The 25,219-nt window shown below is 59.5% G+C and carries 22 protein-coding genes and 2 tRNA genes; 3 read left to right on the top strand and 21 right to left on the bottom strand.

What is annotated here, in order from left to right; all coding sequences use genetic code 11:
* Positions 1-12 precede the first annotated feature (12 nt).
* From VGL70_07210 to VGL70_07120, 19 genes are all read right to left on the bottom strand, one after another.
* A complete protein-coding gene (locus VGL70_07210) occupies positions 13-1,143 on the bottom strand; it encodes an extracellular solute-binding protein (GenBank protein HEY3303307.1) in 1,131 nt (376 codons plus the stop codon).
* A gap of 57 nt (positions 1,144-1,200) precedes the next feature.
* Positions 1,201-2,304, bottom strand: coding sequence for an extracellular solute-binding protein (locus VGL70_07205; GenBank protein ID HEY3303306.1), 1,104 nt, complete (start codon positions 2,302-2,304; stop codon positions 1,201-1,203).
* Between the two features lie 12 nt (positions 2,305-2,316).
* On the bottom strand, positions 2,317-3,429 hold the full coding sequence (locus tag VGL70_07200; GenBank protein ID HEY3303305.1) for an extracellular solute-binding protein: 1,113 nt from the start codon (positions 3,427-3,429) through the stop codon (positions 2,317-2,319).
* Positions 3,430-3,453: 24 nt separating this feature from the next.
* Positions 3,454-5,145, bottom strand: coding sequence for an iron ABC transporter permease (locus tag VGL70_07195; GenBank protein ID HEY3303304.1), 1,692 nt, complete (start codon positions 5,143-5,145; stop codon positions 3,454-3,456).
* Positions 5,146-5,331: 186 nt separating this feature from the next.
* Entirely contained in the window at positions 5,332-6,444 is a 1,113-nt protein-coding gene (locus VGL70_07190) for an ABC transporter ATP-binding protein (GenBank protein ID HEY3303303.1), read from the bottom strand.
* A gap of 21 nt (positions 6,445-6,465) precedes the next feature.
* Entirely contained in the window at positions 6,466-8,202 is a 1,737-nt protein-coding gene (locus VGL70_07185; GenBank protein HEY3303302.1) for an iron ABC transporter permease, read from the bottom strand.
* A gap of 71 nt (positions 8,203-8,273) precedes the next feature.
* Positions 8,274-9,401, bottom strand: a complete 1,128-nt coding sequence (locus tag VGL70_07180; GenBank protein ID HEY3303301.1) for a cupin domain-containing protein — start codon at positions 9,399-9,401, stop codon at positions 8,274-8,276.
* Between the two features lie 129 nt (positions 9,402-9,530).
* Positions 9,531-10,697, bottom strand: coding sequence for a Rieske 2Fe-2S domain-containing protein (locus tag VGL70_07175; GenBank protein HEY3303300.1), 1,167 nt, complete (start codon positions 10,695-10,697; stop codon positions 9,531-9,533).
* A gap of 10 nt (positions 10,698-10,707) precedes the next feature.
* A complete protein-coding gene (locus tag VGL70_07170; GenBank protein ID HEY3303299.1) occupies positions 10,708-11,820 on the bottom strand; it encodes an extracellular solute-binding protein in 1,113 nt (370 codons plus the stop codon).
* Positions 11,821-11,931: 111 nt separating this feature from the next.
* Positions 11,932-12,879 carry an ABC transporter substrate-binding protein gene (locus VGL70_07165; protein ID HEY3303298.1) on the bottom strand — a complete coding sequence of 316 codons (948 nt, stop codon included), beginning with the start codon at positions 12,877-12,879 and terminating at the stop codon, positions 11,932-11,934.
* 108 nt (positions 12,880-12,987) lie between these two features.
* On the bottom strand, positions 12,988-14,085 hold the full coding sequence (locus VGL70_07160) for an extracellular solute-binding protein (protein ID HEY3303297.1): 1,098 nt from the start codon (positions 14,083-14,085) through the stop codon (positions 12,988-12,990).
* A gap of 35 nt (positions 14,086-14,120) precedes the next feature.
* Positions 14,121-15,773 (bottom strand): iron ABC transporter permease, encoded by a 1,653-nt coding sequence (locus VGL70_07155; protein HEY3303296.1) that lies wholly within the window; start codon positions 15,771-15,773, stop codon positions 14,121-14,123.
* Between the two features lie 83 nt (positions 15,774-15,856).
* The gene (locus tag VGL70_07150; protein ID HEY3303295.1) at positions 15,857-16,948 is read right to left on the bottom strand and encodes an ABC transporter ATP-binding protein; all 1,092 of its coding nucleotides are present in this window, start codon (positions 16,946-16,948) and stop codon (positions 15,857-15,859) included.
* On the bottom strand, positions 16,929-17,717 hold the full coding sequence (locus tag VGL70_07145; protein ID HEY3303294.1) for a class II aldolase/adducin family protein: 789 nt from the start codon (positions 17,715-17,717) through the stop codon (positions 16,929-16,931). The genes VGL70_07150 and VGL70_07145 overlap by 20 nt, the downstream gene beginning before the upstream one ends.
* A gap of 24 nt (positions 17,718-17,741) precedes the next feature.
* Complete coding sequence (locus VGL70_07140) at positions 17,742-18,929, bottom strand: Rieske 2Fe-2S domain-containing protein (protein ID HEY3303293.1); 1,188 nt, start codon at positions 18,927-18,929, stop codon at positions 17,742-17,744.
* A 25-nt stretch (positions 18,930-18,954) separates the two neighbouring features.
* Positions 18,955-20,100 (bottom strand): extracellular solute-binding protein, encoded by a 1,146-nt coding sequence (locus tag VGL70_07135; GenBank protein HEY3303292.1) that lies wholly within the window; start codon positions 20,098-20,100, stop codon positions 18,955-18,957.
* Positions 20,101-20,102: 2 nt separating this feature from the next.
* Complete coding sequence (locus VGL70_07130) at positions 20,103-21,212, bottom strand: extracellular solute-binding protein (GenBank protein HEY3303291.1); 1,110 nt, start codon at positions 21,210-21,212, stop codon at positions 20,103-20,105.
* Between the two features lie 159 nt (positions 21,213-21,371).
* Positions 21,372-22,046, bottom strand: coding sequence for an RraA family protein (locus tag VGL70_07125; GenBank protein ID HEY3303290.1), 675 nt, complete (start codon positions 22,044-22,046; stop codon positions 21,372-21,374).
* Between the two features lie 3 nt (positions 22,047-22,049).
* Positions 22,050-23,063, bottom strand: coding sequence for a cupin domain-containing protein (locus tag VGL70_07120; protein ID HEY3303289.1), 1,014 nt, complete (start codon positions 23,061-23,063; stop codon positions 22,050-22,052).
* Between the two features lie 324 nt (positions 23,064-23,387).
* Here VGL70_07120 and VGL70_07115 point away from each other — a divergent pair.
* From VGL70_07115 to VGL70_07105, 3 genes are all read left to right on the top strand, one after another.
* A tRNA-Lys gene (locus VGL70_07115) sits at positions 23,388-23,463 on the top strand.
* 4 nt (positions 23,464-23,467) lie between these two features.
* Positions 23,468-23,545, top strand: a tRNA-Glu gene (locus VGL70_07110).
* A gap of 18 nt (positions 23,546-23,563) precedes the next feature.
* Entirely contained in the window at positions 23,564-24,394 is an 831-nt protein-coding gene (locus VGL70_07105) for a glycosyltransferase family A protein (GenBank protein ID HEY3303288.1), read from the top strand.
* 68 nt (positions 24,395-24,462) lie between these two features.
* On the opposite strand, the gene VGL70_07100 is transcribed toward VGL70_07105, so the two are convergent.
* The gene (locus tag VGL70_07100; GenBank protein ID HEY3303287.1) at positions 24,463-24,708 is read right to left on the bottom strand and encodes a DUF4926 domain-containing protein; all 246 of its coding nucleotides are present in this window, start codon (positions 24,706-24,708) and stop codon (positions 24,463-24,465) included.
* A gap of 52 nt (positions 24,709-24,760) precedes the next feature.
* Positions 24,761-24,976, bottom strand: a complete 216-nt coding sequence (locus tag VGL70_07095; protein HEY3303286.1) for a hypothetical protein — start codon at positions 24,974-24,976, stop codon at positions 24,761-24,763.
* Positions 24,977-25,219 lie beyond the last annotated feature (243 nt).

Raw genomic sequence — 25,219 nt, 5'->3', positions numbered from 1 at the left:
TTCTCCGTTCTATTATTTGATGATTTCCTTGAGCAGCTTCGCGACCGGCGCCTGATCGCTCCGCTCGGGCGTATCCATGAGAATATATTTCACACCGGGGGCGCGCCGCCTTTCCGGCGCGATCGGATCCTTGCCGATGTCCTGGCGCATCGATTCCATCACTACGTCCGGCGTATTCATGACCTTCTGAAAATTCGTCTGACCTTCCCTGGAGAGGAGCCAATTGATGAAAACTCTGGCCGCGTTCGGATGCGGCGCGTTGTTCATTAAAGCCACCGTGCCGTTGCTCCCCGAGTAGATCGCCGGACTCTCTTTCCAAGTGTAGGTGCTAAACTCTCCCACCGGAAGGCCCTGCGCTCGCGCCTTGTCGATATCGCCGCAGAAAAGACATAGCGGGAATTTTCCCGTGGCCAGCCAATCCATCGCCTGGCGGTCGTCCCGGCTCAGGCTCGCGTCCATTTCCGTAAATAGGCGCGCGAGAAACGGCGCTCCAAGCTCCGGGATGTGATAGAGAAACCGCGCGCTGACACGTTGCCGGCCCGGCTGGCGGGGATCCATGGCCAGGATCTTGCCCCGCCACTTGGCATTCGTCAAATCCCAAAAAGAGCGCATCTCTTTCGGGTCGACGAGATTTTTGTTGTAATAAAGGTTCGGCATCTCGACGCTGCCCAAAAAAACGAAGATATGCTGTCCGTCGGGGTCCATGTAGTGATGCTTCCCGCCCCACCACTTGGACTCATCCACGACTTCAGGCAGCATCAACGCCGGTTTGACGGCATCCAGGGCCTTCGCGGGATAGAGAACCGCGTAAGGAGTGGTGGGGCCGCAGATACAAAGATCCCAGAGATACTTTTCGGCTCTCCGCTCCGCCATGATGCGCGGCCCGGTCTCCGGCGCCGATGCGCTCGCCGTTAAAACTTGAATCTCCGGAAAAGCCTTCTCGAAGGATTTGACTGCGGCTTCGATATTGTCGCGCTGAAACAGAAAGACCGACAGCTTGCCTTCTTTTTTTGCCGCGGCCACCCGCTTGGTCCACTCGGCGTCCCCCCCCGGCTTCACCTCGGCGCCGATCGCATCAAACCGAGCGGGCAAAAAAGCGACCACGAACAGGATCCACGCGATCTTCCACTGATTTCGGTTCATTCCGATAAAAGAATACCCGATTCGACAACGGCGTTGCAATGATGGTTTCATCGACGTTTACTGGATCGCTTCCTTGGCGAGCCGCTCGATCTGCTTGCGCGCCGGGAGCATGTCCTCGGCCTGCGTGTTGCGGTAGGTCTGCCCCGGCTTCAGAGCGCTCGCGGGGTCGAAAGCCGGCACGTCCGCCCTCCGGCTGTTGGTCTCGGTCTTGATCCAATCGGCCTGCGCCGCGCGCGACAGGAGCCAGTTGACGTAGACTTTGGCCGCGTTCGGATGCGGCGCGCGGTTGAAAAAGCCGATGCCGCTGGAGCCCGACGACCAGTACATGGCAGTCTTCGGATCGACTACGGCGGCGACGTTTTTTCCCGCGCCTTTCTCCTGAAAGATCGTAAGAAAGTATTCGTTGAGACCCATCGCGATCGGATAGCGGCCGCGCACGATCCACTCGACGAGCTGGCGCCGGTCGTTGGTGAAGACGATTTTCTGCTCGCGCAAAAGCCGCTTGACGAAGCTCTCGCCGTAGGCCAGCGACAGCACCAGGGCGTCGTTCAACCCCTTGCCCTCGATGCGCGGATCCTGCATGACGATCTTTCCCGCCCATTTGGGATCCAATAAATCCTGCGCCGATTTGATCTCGCCCTTCGGGACGAAGTCCCAGTTGACGTGGACGTTGTCGCCGGCCAAGGTTCCCGCGAAGGTGTAGTACAGCTTTTTATCGATATCGGCCCAGCCGGCGTCGAGGCCGCCGATCCAGTTCTTATCGTCCTTCACTTCCGGGAGAACGAGCAGCGGCCTGAAGGGATCGAACGCGTTGATAGGCTTAAAGGCCGCGAGCGCCGAAGTCGGACCCGAGATATAAAGGTCCCACTCGTAAAGTCCGGCCTGCCTCTCGCGCAGGATGCGCGCGACCTTGTCGCGCCCGCTCCCGCCAAGAAGCTCGACTTTTATTTTCGGGTAGGCTTTTTGAAATCCGTCGGTGATCGCCGCACGGAAGGCATCCCCGGGCGGGCCCGCGATGCTGACTTGCTTTTCAGCTTCGGCGGCGCGGACGACATCCGCCCATTCCTTCGGCGCGGAGGGACTCGATTCGGCCGCCGCAGCCGCCGACTGCAAAAGGAAAAAACCCGCGACAAAACCGAGCAGCGACGATGGAAACTTCATCGTAAAAACTCCTTACTGCGGAATCGTCTCTTTGGCCAGCTTGACGACCGCCTTGCGCTGCTCGATCATCTTCTCGCTTTGACTCTGGACGTATTTTTGGTTGGGCTTGATCGCGAGTTCCGGATCGCCTAGGGGGACGTCGAGACGCCGGCTGTTTCTCCCCCCGCCTTTGGTCACCCAACTGAGCTGCCCTTCTTTCGACAGCAGCAAATTAAGATAGACCCTGGCCGCGTTCGGGTGCGGGCGGCGGTTGAGGACGCCGAAAGCGCCGAAGCCCGGGTTGATCGCTTGGATGAAGTCCGGATCCTCCACCGGCTTCACGTTCTTGCCGACGCCCTTTTCGAGGAAAATCTTGAGCTGGTCGGAGGGAAGCGAGACGGCGATCGGATAGCGGCCGCGCACGACCCATTCGGTGAGCTGTCTGCGGTCGCGCGTGAAAACGATCTTCTGCTCGCCCAGGAGCTTGCGCAGAAAGGCTTCTCCATAGCTCAGATAAAACAACAGGGCGGAATTGAGGCCCGAGCCTTCCTGCCGGGGATCTTCCCAGATGATTTTTCCCGTCCATTTGGGGTTCGCCAGATCCTTGAAGGATTTGAGCTCGGCGGGCGAAACCAGGTCGGTGTTGATGTAGACGAGGTCGGAGCCGGTGCCATCGAACGCGTAGTAGAGCTTCTCCTCCAGATCCATGAATCCCGCGCGAAACCCGCCGTACCACTTGCCGTCGTCGAGCGCTTCCGGCAGAAGCATCTCCGGCATCAACGGATCGAAGGCGCCGATCGGTTTGAGCGCGCCCAACGGCGAGGTCGGCCCGCCGATGTAGAGGTCCCAATTGAAAATCCCGGACTGGCGCTCGCGCGTGAGGCGCGGCACCTGGTCGCGCCCGCTCGCGCCGTTGTACTCGACCTTGATCTTGGGTAATTTTTTCTGAAACCACTCCACGAGCGCGAGGCGGTAGATGTCGCCGGGAGGTCCCGCGATATTGAGCTGGCCTTCCTTTTCCGCCGCGGCTAAGACCGACTCCCATTCCTTCGGCATCTTGCTTTGCGCGGTCGCCTCCCAGACGAAGCCGAGAAAAAGAAACAGCGCCAGTATCGCCGCGCCCCTTTGTATGCGGGAAGAAATCATAATTTTACTCCTGAACGGGTTTTCTCATGTCCGTATCCCCACTCGCAGTCCAAAGAAACGCGCCAGCAGCGCGACTCCCGTCGTCAAAGCCATCACGATCGTCGCCACCACCGCCGCGCTTTCGTAACGGCCCGACACCATAAAGTCCAACTGCAAGAGCGCGAGCGTCCGGCTGCCCGAAGTGGCCAGAAGAGCGACGTTGCTGATGTCGCGCGCCGCGTGGATGAAGCTGAGCACGCTGACGAGCAGGAGACTCGGAAACATGAGCGGCGCGACGATGCGGCGAAACGTCGTCCACCACGAAGCGCCGACGGCCTGGGACGCTTCCTCCAGCTCCATGCCGAGCTGGAGCAGATTGCTCTTCAGAAGCTGCGTGCCCAGGGTGATGCTGCTGATGACCGTGGCGATGATGAGCAGCCAGATGCTGCCGTAGAGAAAGCGGAACACCGGAACGTCGAGGAACAGCCACAAGAGGCCGATGCCCATCAAAATGCCGGGAACGGCGGAGGGAAACCACGAGATGAAATCCAACACCGACCGCCAGACGAACTTTGTCCGGACGGAGATGTAGGCGACGATGGAAAACAGCGACACGGAAAACAGCGCCGCGCCGAGCGACATGAGCATGGTGTTCTTCAGCGACAAGAGAAAAATTGGGTCGTCGAAAACGCGCGCCCAGTTGCTGAGCGTCCAGGGATGCTCGATGTGAAAAAAGCCGAAGAGCGACATGAAGGTTCCCATCAGGACGAACGACATCGGAACGAGCGTGATCACGCCCGCCACCAGCGAAACAAAAATCAGCGCCGGAACCTTCCATTTGCCGAGCGCGATCGGCTTGGGGCGGAAGCGCCCGGTGATCGTCGTGTATTGTCTTTGGCCGATCAGCCGGCGCTGGGTGAAGATCAAAGGAAGAAGCACGAGAAGGACGAGCGTGCTGAGGGCCGTCGCCGGACCGAAGGACGGCGGCTCGGCCTGGACCAGTTGATAGACCTTGGTGCTGTAGACGTGGAGGCCGATCGGCGCGCCCAGAATCATCTCGACCTCGAACGCCTGCAGGCCGTTGATGATCGCGAGGATGAGCACGACCATGAAGACCGGCGTCATGATCGGAATCAAGATGCGCACCAAGGTGCCGATCGCGCTCGCGCCGGAGGTCTCGGAAGCCTCTTCCAGCGACGCGTCCATGTTGCGGAAGGCGGGGGTCAGCAGCATGACCTTCACCGCAGTCGTGTTGTGGCCGATGTGCGCCCAGACGATGCCCCAGAAGGAATAGATGTTGAAGGGCCCCGTCGCGGTGCCGAAGAGCGTTTTCCAAACCTGGTTCGCAATGCCGTAGTCCGGATCCAGCATCAGGATCCAGCCGAGCGTAACCGAAAGCGAAGGCAGAAAGAAACAGAGCCAGAACATGAACTCGAGGCCGTATTTGCCCGGAAGATCGGTGCGGGCGAGCAGCCAGGCGATGAGGACGGCGACCGGAAAAGAAAGAACCTGCCGGCTGACGAGCAGCGCGAAGGTGTTGTAAAGCGCGCCGCGCATGCCGGGCTCGGAGAGGACCGCGCGCCATCCGCCAAGGCCGTAAAGCGGCGGCGCGCCGGGCTTGGAGACCTGGAAGCTGTTGACGACGATCAAAAGGATCGGATAGAGGACGAAAAAAGCGACCCCGGCGAGCACGACCGCGCACCAGAAAGTCTCCGCCTCGATTCGTAGTCGCCGCACCCTATCCTCGCTTCCCTTCGACTTTGCTCAGGGCGGTGAGCTTGTCGAACCAAGCTCGGAATCTCAAATCTCAGATTTCAAATTGCAATCTGAGATTTGAAATTTGAAATGCCGCCGTCGATGCTCCGCGGCGATCGGTTCCGCGCGCCCGACGACCAAGCGCAATACCTTTCGGTGTCCATGAAATCAGGCGGCCGAGGTCGGCCAGAGCGTGATCGCTTCAGGATCGAGCTCGAGGTAAATCTGTTGCCCCGGTTTGAGCGGATTCGAAGCCGGCGTCGTCAAAACGCGGCTCTCCGATCCGACCCCGACCGTATACTCGTAGCGGTCGCCGAGGAATTGGCTGGATTGCAGAGTCACGGGAAGAACGTTCCACTTGCCGCCCGTTGTAGAGCCGGAGAGCGCGATCTGCTCGGGCCGGATCGCGACCATCACTTCCCTGCCGGCCGTCCACGCGCCCTCTACGGCCGGAGGACAGGCCCGGACGCGCACCGGCGGCGCGGCGAGATCTTTAAGCTCGACCTGGCATCCGTCGGCGTTCGCTTCTACGATTTTTCCCATCAAGGCGAATACCTTTCCTAAAAAGTCCCGCGCGAACGGCGTCGCCGGCTTGTAATAGACCTCTTCCGGCGTGCCGACCTGTTCGAGCCTACCGTAGTTCATGATGGCGATGCGGTCCGAGAGGCTGAGCGCTTCCATCTGGTCGTGCGTCACGAACACGACCGTAACGCCGACGCGGCGTTGCAGGGACTTGAGCTCGCGCCTCATCTCCTCGCGCAGGCGCGCGTCCAGGTTGGAGAGCGGCTCGTCCAAAAGCAGAACGCGCGGCGAAAAGACCAGCGCTCGCGCGAGCGCGACGCGCTGCTGCTGCCCGCCGGAGAGCGCGGGCGCGGCGCGCTCCTCCAGACCGCCGAGGCCAACGAGTTCTAGGGCCGCGCGGGTTTTCTCGCGGATGACCGGCCCCTTCATCCGGCGCAGCTTCAACGGATACGCGACGTTCTCGAAAACCGTCATGTGCGGCCACAGCGCGTAGGACTGGAACACCATCCCCATGTCGCGCCGCTCGGGTTTGATGAAAACGCCTTCGGCGTGCGACACGAGGCAGCGCTCGCCCAGATGGATCGCGCCGCCGTCGGGTTTCTCCAGGCCGCCGAGCATTCGGAGCGTCGTCGTCTTGCCGCAGCCGCTCGATCCCAGGAGAGTGAAAAACTCGCCGTCGCGGATCTCGATATTCAATCGGCTGACCGCGGTGACTTCACCGAAGCGCTTGGTGAGTTCTTGAATGCGAAGGAAGCTCATCCGTCTCCCGCCGAGTGCCGGTTATTCCGTGCGCAGTCCGACTTTCAGTCCGAAGGAGCGCGCGACCAACGCCACGCCCAGGGTCAGCGCCATGATGAACACGACCGTGATGCTGGCGACTTCGCGATGGCCGGCGAAGACCTGATCGAGCGCGAGGAGAATCAACGTCCGCGTCTCCGATGTCGCCAGCAGGATCACGCTCGACGCGTGCTGGGAGGCGAACATGAACTTGATGACGGCGACCATCACGATCGACTGCGCCATCAAAGGAATCACGATGCCGAAGTAAGTGCGCCAGAAGCCGGCGCCGGACATGCGCGAGGCCTCTTCCAATTCGCTGCCGAGCTGGATGAAGTTGGCCTTCAAAATCTGCGTCGCAAGCGTGATCCCGCCGAGCACGTAGGCGATGACGAGCAAATACATGGTCCCGTAAAAGGGACGGAAGACGGGCGTTCCTAAAAAGAGCCATAGAAGCCCCAGGCCCGCGAGCACTCCGGGAATCGCCGAAGGAAGCCAGCAGATCGAATCCAGAATCGCGCGGCCGGGAAGCTTCGTGCGCACGATCACGTAAGCGATCAGAGAAAAGACCAACGCGCCCACCACCGCGGCGCTCACCGCCACGATCAGGGTGTTTTGCAGCGCCATCGTGATGCGCGAGTCGGAGAGCGCCATGGTCCAATACTGGACCGTCCAGGTCTTCGGCAGGTTGAAAAATCCGAAGCGGGTCATGAAGCTGCCGCCCAAGACGCTCAACACCGGCACGAAGTCGAGAAGAAACACGACGAGCGCCACGAACGCGGTCGCCGGCCAGCGCCAGGCTCCGAGGTCGATGATGCGCGGCTTGAAATGGCCCGTCACGGTGGTGAACTGACGGCGGTTGATCAGCTTTCGCTGCAGAGGAATGAAGACCGCGAGAAAAACCAGGATGATGCTGCCGAGCGCCGCCGCCTGGTTCACCAGCGGGGGCTCCTGCCGCGCGAGATCGACGATCTTCGTCGAATAGACGTAAAACCCCCACGGCACGCCCAAAAGCAGCTCGGTTTCGAAGCTGCTGAAGATGCGGATGACGCTCAAGAGAAAAACCACGACGATGATCGGCGTCATCATCGGGACGGTGATGCGGAGCATCGTCGTCCAGGTGCTGGCGCCGGACATGCGGCTCGCCTCTTCGAGCGAAGCGTCCATGCGGCGGAACGCCGGCGTCATCAGCATCACTTTGGTGGAGATCCCGTTCGACACCACGTGCGCCCAGATGATTCCCCAGAACGAGTATATATTGAAGTTCAGGCCGCCGATCAGAGGAAGATCTCTAAGCCACGTGTTGATGAGTCCCGTGTTCGGGTCGAGCAGCAACATCCAGCCGAAAGTCGTGGCGATGTTGGGCATGATGAAAGAGACCCAGAAGAAGACTTCGAAGCCGGAGGAAAAGTAGATGTTGGTCCGCGAGAGCAACCACGAGATAAATATGCCGAGCGGCAGCGCCACGGCTTGAAGCGCGATGCCGACCTTGACGCTGTTCCACAGCGAGCGCCATATGCCGGGCTCGCTGAAGGCGTCGCGCCACGCCTGGAGGCCATAGACCGGCGGCTCGGCGATGGTCGCGATATTGAAGCTGTTGATGAGAATCAGAATGAGCGGATAGAGAACGTAAAACCCCATGACACCGATCAACAGCGCCATGAGGAGCACGCCGCCGTTGAGCGACCGCCGGATGGCGCTGAATCTGACGTTGACGACGGGGACTGCTACGTCGGCCATAGATACCCCCCTGGCTTCTCTGCCATTGTCCGTTACTTCGCCGCGCTTCGGTTGCTGCTCGTCGGGTCGCCCTAGCCCGCCTTGGCTGAAACTTTCTGGCTGCACTTCGGATGATGCTCGCCCATCCGGCAGACCGCTCCGGCCCTCCTGACGCCTTCCTCGAATTCCGGGTGAATCCGCGGATTCTCGTCCTCGTATTCGATCTGGCCGCCGCCCTGCTTGACGCTGGTATAAGTCGAACCCTCGCTGTCGGTCAACCTCATGAATCGGTACCGCCAGCTCCCCCAGCGCAGAGCGAGATAACGCGCCGGACGCGCGCCGGAGTTGAAGTGCTGGTGGAACCACTGGTTCGGCGGCACGACGACGCTGCCCTGGCGCCAATCGACGCGCTGGATGTCCTGCCCTTCGGGCCAGAGCAACGAATATCCCTGGCCGCTGAGAACGATCACGTGCGCGCCCGGTCCGTGGCGATGGCCTTTCTTATAGGTCCCGACGGGAAATTCGGAAATGTGGCAGCCCATGGTTTGGCCCGCGAGGTCGAACTTCATATTCGTCCCGCCAGCGCCGCGCTCGCTGTAGTCCTTGAGCGTGACCATGTGCGTGTCGGCGACGAAGTTCGTGGTCATGAAGAAGCGGCCGTGAATCTGTCCCTTGCCGCTGAAGTAATCGTCCACCGACGGATCGAAGCGGTCGGTGAAGGCGAAATCGTCGTCGAAGATGAAATCGAGATTGTGAAACAGATTCATCATGAAGCAGCTATTGGTCACGGCGAAGTAGCGCGCGGGCTCGCTGCCGCTGCCGTTGAAGTGCTGGTACCGCGCGTTGAGGGGAATCGCGAAGAGACTCCCGGGCCCCCATTCGAAAGTATGCTTCTTGCCGTCTTTTTGCCAGACCGTGGTCGCGCCGTGGCCCTTGGCGACGTAGACCATCTCTTCGTAGAGATGCTTCTGCGGCTTGAGCTTTCCGCCCGGCGGGATCTCGCAGATGTAGGCGTCGTTCACGCCGCCGGTGCCGTCGAGCACGACGAACGCCCCCAGGCCGCCCTTCAAGTCCCATGGTGCGACTTCGACGGTCTTGATGTCCTCGACGAAGAAGCCGTTGATGATGGGAATTTTTTGCGCCGCCTGCCAATCGTGATAGGTATCGACCCGCGGCAACTTGCTGGGGTCCAGTTTTTCGACTTTCTCTTTTTCAGCCATCCGATTCTCCTTCCTCGCAAATAGAAGTCAGGAGCCAGAATCCAGGAGCCAGGATTTAAGAGCGCGGAGCTTCTTCGCCTTCATTCTGGATTCTGAATTCTGACTTCTGGATTCTTCTTTTGATTGTTGTTACGCCACTTTCTTGTCCGTGGACCGAAAGAGTCCGATTCGCTCGTTGATGACGTCGAACTCGATGATTTTATTTTTTTTCGGATCGCGAACGACGCCCATCGGCTCGCCGCCGGCGCGGACGATGTCGATCTGCTCCTTGAGCAGCTTCCTGAGCGTGATGACCCCGATGTCGGAGGCGCCGAGGTTCTCCTGCGTGCGGTCGGTCACGCCTCCTTGAGTCTCCCACGCCATCGCGTCCTGCGCGGAGACCATGGTCATGTTGAAGCGGCCGTCGGGCCCCTTGAGCGCACAGTGCTCGAAAGGCGGATCCTGGTCGGCCGGCGAGCGCTCGGTCGCGCTCGGCACGAAGTTCACGCGGTAAACCTGCGTATGCGTATCGTCCACCGGCACGCGGATCTGCAGGTTGTGGCGGAAGCCTACGTCTTTCTTGAACCTCGCGACGTGTCTCAAGGTGCTCGGGAAAACCAGCGGGTGCTCGTCCACCATCGGCGGGTCGCCGGGCTTTTTTCCCGGAGTCGTCCGGCGCTTCATGATGCCGTATTCGAAGCGGATGAAGTCGTGCGTCTCGCCGTAGTCGGGCGAGTGGCCGACGAGATGTGCCGAGTCGCCGTGGAGCCAGAAGAGATGTGCCGGATCGACCGAGTTTTCCATCGGTTGGAGCCAGTTGCAATCGATCAATGAATCGATGACGGTCCAGCGCCTGCCGTCCTCCCGCGCCAGAACGTCCCAGCGGGGCAGCAGCGGCACCGGCTCCGGTCCCATGTATGCGAACAATAAACCCGCCAGCTTTTCTACGGGATAAGCCCGCGTCCGGATGCGGTCCTTGAAAGTGCTCTCGGGAGATTCCGCGGGTTGCTGTAAGCAGTGTCCGGCGCGGTCGTACTTCCATCCATGATAAGGGCAGCGAATGCCCTCCGCGTCCACTCTGCCGTAGGCGAGCGAAGCGCTGCGGTGCGGGCAGCGCTCGGCGACAAGTCCGTAGCGGCCCTCGGTGTCGCGGAACACGACCAGATTCTCGCCCAGGATGCGCACGGCTTTGATCGGTTTCTCTTCGGTCAGCTCGCCGGCAACCGCGACCGGATGCCAGTAGCGGCGCAGCATCTCCCCCGCCGGAGTTCCGGGTCCAACTTGGGTCAAGTATGCGTTCTCTTCTCTGCTCAACATGACCGACTCCTTACTTGCTCTCGTATGCTTTCATGATCTCGCGCGCCAGTTGAAAGATCGGCTCCAGATCCTGCCATTCGGGGCGCCCCACGTCGAGATATTTTCTGCCCTCCACCAGCCGGTTCGCCATCGGGACATCGTCTTTCGGAATATCGTTCCGGCGCGAGTTCGGCGGATCGTCGGGATCGGCCAGTTTTTGCAGCGCGATCTGGCCTTTGCGGGACAGTATCCAGTTGATGAAAACCTTGGCAGCGTTCGGATGGGGCGCGTTCTTGAGCAGGCTCAGGCTGCCGCCGCCGCTGGAAAAGGCCCCGCCCTCTTTCCACAGGCTGTTGTCGAAGCTATCCACCGGCAAGCCCTGATGCTTCGCCCGCTCCGCGTCCTTGCAGCCGACGCAGATGGCGAATTTATTCTGGCCCAGCCAGTCGGTCATCTGGCGAAACTCCCTGGCGTAGGTTACGTCCATGCCGCCGAAAAACTTCTTGATGAAATCCGGGCCGAGCTCGGGATGATAGTAGAGAAACTGCATCGTCTGTCCGAGGCCGGTGAGACGCGGATCGAGCGAAACGATCTTGCCCTTCCATTTTGGGTTCAAGAGGTCCCAGTGCGACTTGATCTCTTTCTCGTTCAAAAGTTTGCTGTTGTAATAGAGCTGCGCCGAACTGGGGTTGGCTAGATAGCCGAAGATGTGCTTGCCCTCCTGGTCGAGGAAGTTATGCCTGCCGCCGTACCATTTGGATTCGTCCAAAACCTCGGGAAGTACGAACATCGGCTTCAGCGGATCGAGCATCTTCCCCTTATAAAGGATGTTGTAGGCCGAGTTCGGTCCCGTGCTGAAGATATCGGCGATGTATTTTTCGGCGCGGCGCTCCGTCACGATCCTGGTGCCGAGCTGGTTGCCCGTACCGGTCACCGTAAGCACTTTGATGTCCGGGTAGTCTTTCTTAAAGGCCTCCAGCACGCGCTCGTAACGATAGATGTAGATCGCGATCTGTCCTTCCTTCTTGGCAGCCTGGACGGTTTTCTCCCATTCCTTGCTCCAGTCCGACTGCGCCCATCCGTCGGCGGCGAAGGCCAACGAAACTAGAAAAAATGCGATTGCCGGCAAATGTTTAATCTTCATGTGATCCGGCGCCTATGGATCAACCTCTTCCCTTTGCGTCCTTTGCGGCTTTGCGCGCGACGCCCTCTCTCACCCTCTCCCGCGTGCGGGAGAGGGAAGGGGTGAGGGTCACTAATTCGCGGCGTACAACTTGTCGATATAGCCGCTGTCGTCGATCTGCCGCACGTAGTGCAGGTCCCACAAGGCCAGAGGGTTGAAATCACGGATCTCCGGCTTCTCGCGCACGGCCAGGGCAAAGACGTTCTCGATCGCCCCGAGCGTGGGATAGGGCTTCGGCTCGAGAGATTTTTCCGTGTTGTCGTAGAACAATCCCATCTCCTCGTCCGACTCCAGCTTCACGACGTCGGCGCATTTCTCCTTCAAAATCCTGATCGTGTCCTTACGCCGGGTTTTGAAAAAGTGGATCGCGTCGATCAGCGCGTGCAGAAGACCGCGCACCTCTTCCTGATGGTCATTGACGTAGGTCGTCGTCGTCGTGACCGTGACGCCTTCGATCATCGGCATAGAGATTGGAAGCTCGATGACGTTGGCGCCGATCGCGCACGCGCGAAGCTGCTCGATGGCGCGCACGAAAGTCGCGTCGTACTCTCCCGACATCACTTTTCGAACCCGGTCCAATCCTTTGCGCTCGCCGTTCACCAGCGTCACGTCTCGGCCCTCTTCCAAACCGTTGATCTGGAGGAAGCGCCAGACGTTGAGCCCCGTATGGCTATGGAAGTCGTCCATCGCGATGCGCTTGCCCTTCAGGTCCCGAAGGCCGCGAATGCCGGGACGCGCCACCAGCCAGTTTTCTTTCCACAAGTTGTTGGTCTGGGCGATGTGGACGAACGGCTCTCTGTTCAACGCCCGCGGCGCGTAGAGATTGTGGTGGTTGCCGGAGATAATGTCCAGCTCGCCGGCCCGCAATTCTTTCAGCGCCTGCTCCCGCTTTCCTTCTCTGGAGCCGAGCTCGATCTCGACGCCGTGCTTTTCGAAAAACCCTCCCTCCTCCATCACTTTCCACAGCGGCACGTGGCTCGGCGCACGGTAATAAACCCGAATCTTCCTTTTCCCCGCCATGATTTCTTATCTCCTCCCGGCGCCACGGCGGCTCTCCGCCGGCCGCTGCCTATATATATAAGGTGGCGATTCTAGGCAATAGCGGACCTCGCGGCTCGACCGCGTCCGTCACTTTTTGCTTTCCTTCAAGATTTTCCAAATCTTTTCCCGGTTCTCGTGTCTTCCCGTGATGATCCAGCTCCATTCGGTATCGTCGAAATACTTGCCGCCCGGTTTGGGAATGCTGGCGGGCTGCAGATACGATTCGTCGATATCGGTGCGCAAGGTCGCGGAGCCATAGCCGCGGCCGTAGATCTCCAGGCCTTCCTTGGAGAGCAGCCAGTTGACGAAGACCTGAGCGGCTTTGGGGTTCGGCGCCTTGTTGGCGACCGTCAGCATCCACGGCGAGCCGTTGATGATCCCGGGAAAGTCGGCGAGCTCGAAAATCTCGAGAATCTTGAAGCCGTCCTTGACCAGCGGCCGGGTATCGTCTTCGCGGCAGCTGAGGCAGATCGGATGGGTGCCGCGCGCCAGCCAATCGGTCATCTGCCGCCGGTCGCGCGTCGGCACCACCTTATTTTCAATGTAGAGTTTTCTCACGAAATCTTCGCCGAGCTGATTGTAAAACTGGGCCGCCAGGTTGGCCCCCGCCCCCGTGGAGGTGGGATCTTCGGATGAAATCTTCCCTTTCCATTTGGGGTTGAGGAGATCTTTGACCGACTTGAGCTCTTGCTGCTTGACGTGATCGGTGTTGATGAAGAGCAGGCTCGCCGTGTTGCTGAACGCACGAACGATATACATTTCCTCCGGATCGACGAACCAGATTTTCCCTCGCTTCCACTTGGCGCCGTCCACGACCTCGGGCAATACCAGCAGCGGCTTGAGCGGGTCGATCAGCTTCTCCCCGTAAAGCGTGTTGGCGGTCGTGTCGGGGCCGGAAAGAAAGACGTCCATGGAGTAGATGCCCGATGCGCGCTCGTTTCTTACCCGCGGGACGGTTTGGCTCGAACGCCCGGCGACGAACTCGACCTGAATGCCGTAGCGCGACGTGAATTTGGGGATGATTTCGTTCCGCATGACGGGGTCCGGCGAGCCCATGACGACGACCTTGCCTTCTTTTTTGGCCGCGTCCAGAATCTTTTTCCACTCCTGTTCCGTGGCTTTTTGTTGCGCCCCGGCGGGAGCGAGCCAAGCCGACAGCAGCAAAATCACGACTAGACTTTTCATCCTCGCGTCTCCTTTGACGATCGTTCGCCGCGCCGTCAGCGCGATCCGGAAAGTTCCAGGCCGAATTTTCTCGCCACGAACATCATCGAGCAAATGATCATCGTGATCAGGAGCCCCAAGGCCGCCCCGCGCTCCAGCTCTCCGGTGAAGCTGTACTCCAGGAGAAGGATCGAGAGCGGCCGCGATTGATGACTGTAAAGCAGCACGGGCGTGCTGATGCTGGTGAGCGCGCCGCCGAAATTCATGAGTCCCACGGCGGCGGCGATCGGACCCAGCAGTGGCAGCAAAATCCTCCTGTACGTATACCACCACGACGCGCCGCTCACTCTGGCGGCTTCCTCCAGGTCGGCGCCGAGCTGCAACAAGCCCGCCTTAAAGGCCTGGGTCGTCACCGGACTATCGCTGAGTATCAAGGCGAAGGCGATGCCCCAGACCGTGCCGTACAGGACGTGGCGGAGCGGCGTGGAGAGAAAGAGCCACAAAACGCCGAGACCCAAAAGAATTCCCGGCAGAACGTGCGGCAGCCAGCAAAAGCTCTCCAGCGCCGCAGCGGCGATCATGCGCCGCGAGACCAACATATAAGCCACCGTCGAATACAGCAAGATGCCGCCGAGCGCGGTGACCGTCGCGATGATCAGGCTGTTTTTCAGCGAGACCAAAAAGATCGGGTCGGCGAAAAGACGCTGCCAGTGCGCCAGGGTGAACGGCGCGTTGATGCCGAAGAATCCGTAGCGGCGCATAAAAGAGCCGATCACGAGGAAGAGCAGCGGCAGCAGCATCATAACGGCGATGTACGCCGCACAGCCGCCGAGCGCGGCATAGCGCCATTTTCCGAGCTTCACGCGCGCGGTCGAGTAACCCTGGCCGGTCACGACGGTAAATTTTCTCTTGCCGCTGAGCAATTTCCAATAGGCAAAAAGGAGGATCGCCAGGACCAGCAGGAAGACCGACCCGAGCGCGGTCGCTTCGCCGTAGGCCGCCGGCTCGCGCTGAATATAATCGTATATCTTCGTGGAATAGACATAGATCCCCACGGGAGTCCCCAGGAGAAGCTCGGTATTGAAAGACTGGAGGCCGCGGATGAAGCTCAAGACGGAGACCGCCAGAATCATCGGCGAAAGCACCGGCAACGTGATGCGCCGGAGCATCATTGCCGTGCCGGCGCCGGAAACCCGCGCCGCCTCTTCCAGCGAAGCGCCGAGACGCCGGAAGATGGGCGTGAGCAGCATGACCTTGAACCAGATGCCACCGGTCGCCGTGTGCACCCATACGATCCCCCAGAAGCTGTAGGGATTGAACAGCGGCCCTTCGACGAAAGGCAGGCTCTTCGCCGCCGTGTTGAGAAAGCCGAAGTTAGGATCGAGCAGTAGGACCCACGCCAGAACCAGGGGAAAATCGGGCACGAAATAAGCGATCCAGCAGAAAGACTCGATCGTTTTGCCTCCGGGCATGTCGGTTCGCGCGATGAGCCAGGCGAACAAGATGGCAAGAACCATGGCCGGAAGCAGCCGAACCACGGAAAGGAGAAAGCTCATCCAGAGAGCGCTCAACGTGGCCGGATCGGAGAAGGCCCGGACCCAGTTTCCCAGCCCGTAGACCACCTCGCGGCTGGGGGGCGACAGATTGAAGCTTCCCGTGAGAAGAAAAAGCAGCGGCAAACCCATGGCCGCGCCAAAAAAGGCGAGCATCAAGATTTCCGCCAGGCGGAACGGTCTCAAACGGAGTCGGACGCGAGGAAGGGTAAGGGTGGTAGCGGAGGAAGCCATAGATTTCAGCGCGGGTGAATGTTGAGCCTTGCGGGATCGAAGCGCAGACGGACCTCGGCCCCTGCCGTATGCCGCTCTCTTTTTGTGGCCGAAAGCACCAAAGAATGCCCTCCCGCATTGACGTGATACTCGAAATGGTCGCCCAGGTAGGCGACCTCTTCGATCCTGGCGGGGATAACGTTCTGAGACAGTTCGCCCTGGGGGAGGATCTCGATGTCCTCCGGGCGGGTGAGAATCCTTACGGCTTCGCCTCCGGCAAAGCGGCCCGCCTGGTTCTGATCCAGAAAGAGCCGGCCGCTCCCCTCGACCAGCTCGACGCACCGGCCGGCATGGTTATTTCTGATCGTGCCTTCGAACATGACCGTACGCCCCAGGAACTCGCCGGCAAAAGCGGTCGCGGGTTTTTCATAGACTTCGACGGGCGGGCCGATTTGTTCCAAGCGCCCTCGATTGACCACCGCGATGCGATCCGACAAGGTCATGGCCTCCGTTTGATCGTGCGTCACATAAAGAATGGTGAGCTTGAGCTTGCGTTGCAGCGCGCGCAGCTCGAAGCGCATTTGCTCGCGCAGCTTGGCGTCCAGATTGGAGAGCGGCTCATCGAGCAGAAGAATCGCCGGGGTGTAAACCAGCGCGCGCGCCAAAGCGACGCGCTGTTGCTGGCCTCCCGAAGCTTCGGTCGCGCCGCGCTCCTCCATTCCCGCAAGTCCCACAGTTTCCAACGCCTGGAGGACGCGCTTTTTAATCTCGGCGGCCGTTTCCCGGCGCACCCTGAGAGGAAAGGCGACGTTCTCGAACACGGTCATGTGCGGCCAGATCGCGTACGACTGAAAAACCATTCCCATCCGGCGCTTGTCCGGCGGCACGAAGGTCCCGCGCTGCGGCGCGGCGATGGGAACCCCGTTCAAAAGAATCTCTCCGGCGTCCGGTTCTTCGAGGCCGGCCGCTAGCCTGAGCGTGGTGGTCTTTCCGCAGCCCGAAGGTCCCAACAGGGTGAAGAACTCGCCCGCTAAGAGCGTGAAGCTCATGCGATCGACGGCGGTAAAATCCCCAAACCGCTTGGTGACTTCCAGAAACTCAAGAACCGAATTTGCCATCTCTGTCCGTCGCGGCGCTTCTTCCGGGAGGTGAGATTATTTCTTCATCGAGGAGATTGCAATAGTAGCGCCAGGCGGACTCCGTGTGCACGCTCGACTTGCGTCCTTCGGCCGGCAAAGCCGAGAAAGTCTCCATGTCTTCCTTTGAAATCGGCCGTGGATTCCCCAGCAATCGGCCGCGGTAATTGATCTCGGCCAATTCGTTTAGCCGGATCGCCGTCAAGGTCGCCTCCTGAACGCTCGGCCCGACCGCGGTGATCCCATGCCCGCGCATGAGACAGGCGCGCTGCTTGCCCAAAGACGCGGCCAATTCTTTTCCCAGTTTGTCGTTGGCGATGAGAACGCTCCGGGGATAGGTCGGCACGCCCTCCATCGCGAGACGGAGCCCGCTTGGATCGTAAGCGCCGAACAACGGCAAGATCGGTAGATCGCAGATCGTAAAGAGTACGACGGTCGCCGGATGCACGTGAATGACGCACCCAACGTCGGGCCGCGCACGGTAGATCCAGGTGTGGATGAAAACCTCTTGCGGCACGGCGAGATCGTCGCGGCCTTCCAGCTTTTTGCCGTCGATATCTACAGTGATCAGATCGCGCTCGGTCACAAATCTGAGCCCCGACTCTCCCCTGCCTCTCGCCTTGATTAAAATCGTGTTGCTACCGGCAATACGCGCGCTGACGTGCCCGCTCGGCTCCTTGGTCATGTTGAGCTTGCCGAGAATGCGACACGAGCGCGCGACAAGCTCACGCGCTTCGTCGAGGTTGGTCATCGCGGTCCGCTGTTCTTCGCTTTCCTAACCCGCCCGCCGGCTGACGCCCGTGTCTTTGCCTTCTCTCCAGTAGGTCATCTCGCGGATCGACTCCATCACTTTGGTGTCGATGATCTCGTGGTCCGGATCGCGCGTGACGCACTTGGGATCCTGGCCCTGCTGGACTTTGCCGATCTCGCGCTTCAGCATCTCGCGCAGCATGACGATGCCGCGGTCGGAAGTGGCAAGACGCTCGCGCGTGCGATCGGCGATCGGCCCCTGCGTCTCCCACGCCATGTGATCCTGCGCCTGGACTTCGTTGAGCGTGAACCGGGCGAACGGATGCAGACCGTCCGGAGGATTTTTGTACGGCTTCACGTAATCGACTTGCACCTCATCGTCCTCGGTGACTTTGCCGTCGGGGTTGGGGAAGAACCGCACGATGAAGATCATCGTGTGCGTGTCGTCGATCGGCACCCGGATCTGCGCGCCGTTTCCCTGGCGCAGGATATTCGGGAAGATCACCGGGTGCTCGTCGACGATGCCGTTTTTGTACGTTCGCTTCTTCATGATGCCGAGCGGAATTTCGTGAAACTCGAAGCTCTCGATGTCGTCGGTGAACCCGCGCGTCGTGCTCGGCGGCTTGCGCCCGCGGCCGGCGTCCAATGCCGTATCCTGGTGCAGGATCTGCAGGTGGGCCGGATCGACGGAGTTTTCCATCGCCTGAAACCAGTTGCAGTCGAGCTGCGGCTGGACGACTACTTTTTTGCGGCCGTCGCTCCGCGCCCAGACGTCGATCTTGGGAATGACCGGAGCGGGCTGCGGCCCGAGATAAGCCCAGTATAGGCCGGTTAGTTTTTGCACGGGATAAGCCCGATGCTTGACCGAGAGGCAGAATTTGCTCCCGGGCGGCTCGGGTGGGGCTTCCAGGCAGTTGCCTTCGATGTCATAGAGCCAGCCGTGGTAGACACAGGAGATCCCTCTTTCTTCGACGCGTCCGTAAGAAAGCGAAGCGCCGCGGTGCGAGCAGCGGTCCTCCAGCAGGCCGACTCTTCCGCTCTTATCGCGGAACAACACGAGGTCCTCGCCGAGAACGCGGACGAATTTTGTCGGCTTCTCCTCCGTAACCTCCTGGGCCACGGAGATGGGAAGCCAGTAGCGGCGCAACAGCTCGCCGGCGGGCGTCCCCCGCCCCACGCGGGTGATCATCTCGTTTTCTTCTCTGGTCAACATCGGGTCTCCTCCTTCTCGCGATCCGCTACTTGCCCGCCTTTCCCAGGGTCGCTTCGACGATCTTCAAGACCGGCGTCACATCTGAGTATTGGGGAAGGCTCGGGTTGAGATATTTGACTCCCTCTTTAGGAATTGAGAGCTGGTCTGTGAGCATATCTTTCGGGATGTCCATTCTGAGGGAATTGTTATCCGACCTTTTCTGCCACTGGAGCTGACCTTCTCTCGACAGTATCCAGTTGACGAAAACCTTCGTCGCGTTGGGATGCGGCGCCTTGCTGACCACCGCGAGATGGCCGAACCCGCCGGAGATGTAGCCCTCCTCAGGCAGGCCGTAGAGCAGGCCCACCGGAAGCCCTTTTTTTTTGGCGTCGTCGACATCGCTGCTCGTGGCGAAGAGATATATGCGAAACTTTCCTCCAGCCACCCAATCGAGCAACTGCCTCTGATCCCTGCCCAACGTCAGGTCCATCTCCCCGAAGAGCCGCTGCAGGAACTCACCGCCCAGCGCCGGATTGTAGTACAGGGCGCGCATGCGCTGGATGTGGCCGCGATCGCGCGGATCGAAAGCAGCCATCTTCCCTTTCCACTTGGGATTGAGAATATCCCAGAACGATTTAATCTCCGCCGGACTCACCAGGGTCGCGTTGTAAGCGCCGAGGTCGGTCTGCACGTTGCCCTGCATCATCACGATGTACTGATTCTCGGCGTCCGCGTAGTGATGCTTCTTGCCATACCAGCCGGAGACGTCTTTGCTCTCGGGCCGTATGAGAAGCGGAGCGATCGGCTCCAGGATGCCCGCTTTGTGAATCACCAGAACCAATGTGCCCGACCCGCTGATGAAGAGGTCGGCCAGGTATTTCTCAGCGCGGCGCTCGGTCAAGAGGCGCTGCGAATTGGCGTTTCCGGAACCGGGCACATAGTTGAGCTTAATCTTGGGGTAGCGCTCTTGAAACGACGTGATCGCGTCTTGGTACTCGTTTCCCGGAGGTCCATAAACCGCGACCTGCCCCTCTTTTTCCGCGGCAGACAATGTTTTTTTCCATTCCGCTTCCCAGCCGGCCGTCTCGGCGGCCGGCACGCTATGAATCGAAAACAAAAGCAGGCCCAGCGTCGCAACGAGCGTCCCCGTCGTGCTGAATAAAAAAGAAATTTTATCGCCTCTTCGCTTCATGCTTATTTCACGGGCCGCTTCGACAAAACTTCGTCCACCAGACTTCTCAGCGGCTTCACGTCCTCGTATTGCGGCAAGCTCGTCATCATATACGAGCGGCCCTCCTTGGGGACCTGGGTCCGGCCTCCGGGCAGCATGTCTTTCGGAATGTCCGTGCGTAGCGAGTTTCCGAGCGTGTACTTTTGCCACGCGAGCTGTCCGTCACGGGAGAGAAACCAGTTGATGTAGACCCGCGCCGCATTCGGATGGGGCGGTTTCTGAAAGAAGCTGATGTGTCCGGAACCGGTGGTGATGCTGCCGCCGTCTTTTTGCGCCCGGAGCGTATCGATGGGGAGTCCCTGCTTGACCGCCTGCTCGATGTTCTCGTCTTTGGCCAACAAGTACATCGCGTACTTTCCTCCCGCGAGCCAATCGATCATCTGCCGCTCGTCGGTCGAGAACACGGGCGCAGCCTCTTCGAGAAATCGCTTGATAAACTTCGGACCCAATTCCGGCGCGTAGTAGAGATACCTCCAGGAGCCGATATTGCCCGCCCACTTGGGGTCCGACATCACGATCCGCCCCTTCCATTTGGGATCGAGCACGTCCCACCAAGAGTGGATCTCCGCCGGCTTCAGAAGGTTCTTGTTGTATGCGCCGATCCGGTCGTCCAAGTCGCCCTGGGCCATGAAGACGCGGCTCTGATCCGGGTCGGCATAATGATGCTTCTTCGACCACCAGAGAGCCGCGTTGTTCACCTCGGGAAGAATGAACGCCGAGCTCATCTTTTCGAGCAGACCGGCCTTGTGGTACACGAGCACCATCGTCCCGCCGCCGCCGACCGCGACGTCGACGAGGTGCTTGTCGGCGCGCTTTTCCGCCATGATTTTTTTCGCCAGCTCGCTCCCCTGCCCCGAGACGAAATTCAGACGGATTTTCGGATAACCTTTCTGAAACTCTCTAATCGCGTCGCTGACCCCGACCCTCCCTTGGCCGTAAAGCACGACCTCGCCTTCCTTTTCCGCCGCGGCGACGGTCTTTTCCCAGTCCTGCTTCCAATCGGCGCGCGCGTATTGCGGCAGCGCGAGAAGCCAGACTAATGATAAAATTATTCCGAGAAGGCTCAGCTTCATAGAGTTATACTTCGCCGCTACGTTCTAAGAGCAGCTATTCCAGGATATACAGAAAGCGGGGAGAGGTGGCAAGGAGAAAACGAAAAAAGCGTCGAGAAATCGGTGGGTTAGTTAAGGTATTAAATATTTTTGTGTTGAACTTATCGATGCAAGGTAGGCTCACTTTTCTTTTCTGAGCATGGCTTCGTATCCGAGGCTTTCCATTACTTCGACGACGGAGCGTCCGCTACGGATTCCTTCCGCCATTTTGGCCTCGTGCGCGGCTATCTTCTCAGCCTCGCCGACCGCCTCCGGCGCCCGCGAGGACGGGATGATGACGACGCCACTGCCGTCGGCGATCACCAGATCTCCCGGATGAACCTGCGCGCCGCCGAACTGAATCTCTTCGTTCACGCTGTCCTGCATGATGCGGCCGCGCGCCGTCACGGGGACCACCGCGCGCGCGTAAACGGGAAATCCCACGTCGCGGCTTTCATCGACGTCGCGACAGGCGCCGTCGATCACGACGCCGCTCAGTCCCTTGAGCTTCGAGGCGAGCGAGAGCAGTCCGCCCCACGCCGAGACTTCCATGCGCCCGCCGTTGTCGATGACGATCACGTCTCCGGGCCTGGCCGCGTCGATCGCCGGCGTGCCGAGGTGCTGTTTCGATTTTTCCAGACCGGCGGGCTTGATCTTGCACGTCACCGCGCGCCCGACGATGCGCGCGCACGGCCACACCGGGCGAATGCCGATCGTGGCGCCGCGAAGCCCGAGCCGGTCGAGCGCATCCGACGCCGCGCAGGTATCGAGCTTGGCGAGGCGCGCAACCAGTGCGTCTATTTTATCTTGCGCCACCGATCACCTCGCCTCTTCGCGATGGAAGCCGAAGGCGTCGAGGATCGGCCTGTCGTTCATGCCGAACAAGAGCGCCGGCTCGCGCCCGCTGTTGCCGTGGAAATGCCAGCGCCAGAGCGGCACCGTGAAGGAATCTCCGGTCTCCCACTCACGCCGCTCTCCGTCGATCATCGTGAAGCCTTTGCCTCTGAACACGTGATAGATCGCGCTGCTCGTGTGCCGGTGCTCTTTGGTCTCCTCGCCGGGGCGCAGCATCTGCATCTCGCAGGAAAGAGTCGGCAACGTCGGGCCGCCATTCACCGGATTCACGTAGCGCAGAAGAATTCCGTCACAGGGATCGCCCGGCTTTTCGCCGAGGGCGCTCAATGCCTTTTCGGTATCCTCCCAGCGATAGCGATAGGGCGGCGGCTGTAAAGAGTCGCTGCGAATCCAGCTCGGACGCACGGGAGACAATTCATAAGAAGAGGAATCCGCGGCGCGGGAGTGAGGCTGTTGATCCTTCTCGAACCTCCCGCCGAAGCCCTGCTGGAGATATCTCAAGAACGGGCCGTCGGCGCCGTCGAGCCAGATAATCGGCTCCTCGGAGCCGTTATAGTGATCGTGCCAAGTCCAGCTCGGCGTCGTGACGAGGTCGCCGGGATACATCGGAAACGGCTCGCCGTTGATCGTGGTTTCGGCGCCGCCGCCGCGGATGACGAAGCGGATCGCGCCCATCGTGTGGTGATGCGCTTTGGCGATCTCTCCGGGCTTGACGAGCTGCGCGCCGAGCAAGAGCGTATGCGTCGTGTTGCCTTTAAGCGCCGGCGTGGAGAAGCCGATGAAGCGCCGGAAAGAATCTTCCAGGTCCAGAGTCTCACCGGCCTTGTCCAATCCGCGCGCAACGTCCTGCCATTTCCACACGCAGGGCTCGAAGGAAGATTTCGGCTCGTAGTCGTCGCCCCGGCCACGCACGATGTTCCAGTAACCGAGCAGATTATTTTCTTCGAGCTGGCGGTTTAATTCATCCATCTTGCTCATGATTCTCCATTACCATTCTTAATGATGGGCATGCAACAGACGAACGAAGGCTGAAAGCGAACTGACCATGGTCGGTCATTACAGCCCGCGGGGGACCTAATCCAACAACCGAGATCTTGGCAGAGCCAGCCCTGAGCAGAAAAGAGAGATGCTTCGCTTCGCTTTCATATTAATCAGCATGACAGAAAGAAAAAGACTCAGATGTCATCCTGAACGAAGTGAAGGATCTCTCCCAAATGACGCACTAGCCAAGAGTCCTTTTGCGCCGATTTCGTTGACTTGCCGGGGTATTCCCGTTATGAATGGATGTTTCCAATTAATCGCGAGCCGTTAGCTCAGGCGGTAGAGCATCTGCCTTTTAAGCAGAGGGTCGCCGGTTCGAATCCGGCACGGCTCACCACCATGTCCCCGTCGTCTAGCCTGGCCCAGGACACCGGCCTTTCACGCCGGCAACACGGGTTCGAATCCCGTCGGGGACGCCAATTCCCTCCAACTCGAAGATGCTGGTCTTCGTCATACCGCTGAAAAGCCGCCGCGTTTCCAGGTCGTGGGACTATGTGAGCCTGCTCTTTGAGAGGTGTCTCAAATCGGTCTGCAATCAAACATCGCCGGCGTTTAGAGTCATCGTGGTTTGTCACGAAATGCCATTGATCGAGTTCAGCCATCCGTCAGTCACTTACGAGGGCGTCGATTTTCCCGTCCCTGATTCCAATCACCATCCGTCTCTGAATCAGGACAAATACCGCAAGCGCGCCAGAGGATTCCTCCTTGCCCGCCAATTTGAACCGTCGCATGTCATGCAAGTCGATGCCGACGATTGTGTCAGCAACCGGCTCGCTGAATTCGTCGTGGGAAATCCTCAGGCTCACGGATGGTTTTTCGATAGCGGCTATTTCTATCGCGACGGCGCGCGGCGCATCTATCTCAAAAAACACGGATTCCACCACTGGTGCGGGACGAGCCACATCATCAGGCGCGATCTTTTGAATCTGCCTGAGAAAGAGGACATTGATGATTCGGACCTCCCTTCGCTAAGTCCTTCGCGAGCGAGAAAGTCACTGCTCCCTCTGCCCTTTCCTGGCGCCGTTTATGTCGACACAAAGCATGGCGAAGGCAATCGCAGCAGGAGAGATCGTTTTTCGGATCTGAAACAAAACCCCAGGGTTTTCCTCAGCCGGGCGAAAAAACAGTTCGTCCAACTATTCAGGTCAGAGCTGTTAACCGAAGCGCTCACGGCAGAATTCGGCCTTTATCCGCTCCCTGTCTCGACGAAAAGCAATGTCGTGGGTGACGCCGCCAAAAATTTATCTTCCGCGAAGAAACAACAGTAACCCCGAAGCGAGCAGATAAGACCTGGAAATCACACCGAAGACAGGGTCAGTCAGTCCTCGTCACTGATCTATGCTGGCTCCTGGGCTGAGGATGGCGGGGCGGTCAGGGGCTCATAGTGCAACACCATGATTTGGTCGGGCCGTAAGCCGACGGACTCGTACGTGCGTCCGTCGCGATCGCTGAATTCGACTTCGAAAGCCTTACCGCCGTCCAGAATTTCGACCACTGTACCCACCTGGCCGCGCCAGAGTTTGTATTCAGGGAGGTCTACCGTAAGCGCCACAACATCAAGGAGTTTGATTGGAGTTGTCATTGCTGTACCAGCAACGATTTGGATAGAGCAAAAAGTCTGTAGAATGCCGAGATTAACGGTACTTGTCATAGACCGCGTCTTGCTCTGAATCATTGCTCAGAAACTGCTCATAGGCCGCCTTGCGCCATGCGGTGTCCTCGGGATCCATCTCCACAAAGACCACTACGGTCGCCGTACCCTTCGACGGCAAGGCTGCGGCAATCTCCGGGGGTATGTTCAGAGTGCGACTGCCAGTCAATTCGGTCTCAAATTTTATCGTCTTAGTCATAGCCTCGGAACACGCCAATCCGCCGAGATCATCCGAGATATTAAAGACGGACACTTCCTAGGGTGTACGATTCATATAGAATGTTAAGCGTCTCTCACGGAATCCTACCTGCATAAGGTTAAAAAAATCCCGACCTAGTAGATTTCTCGGAATCCGCGTCAAGCTAAACCCTACTTTCAGGTCAAAGTTGCCAAGGTCTGGGTGTGAAAGACGAATTGAATGTAGTCTTGCCTCAATACCAGG

Source organism: Candidatus Binatia bacterium (assembly GCA_036504975.1).
Classification (GTDB): domain Bacteria; phylum Desulfobacterota; class Binatia; order UBA9968; family UBA9968; genus JAJPJQ01.
This window is presented reverse-complemented; position numbering and strand designations above follow the sequence as displayed.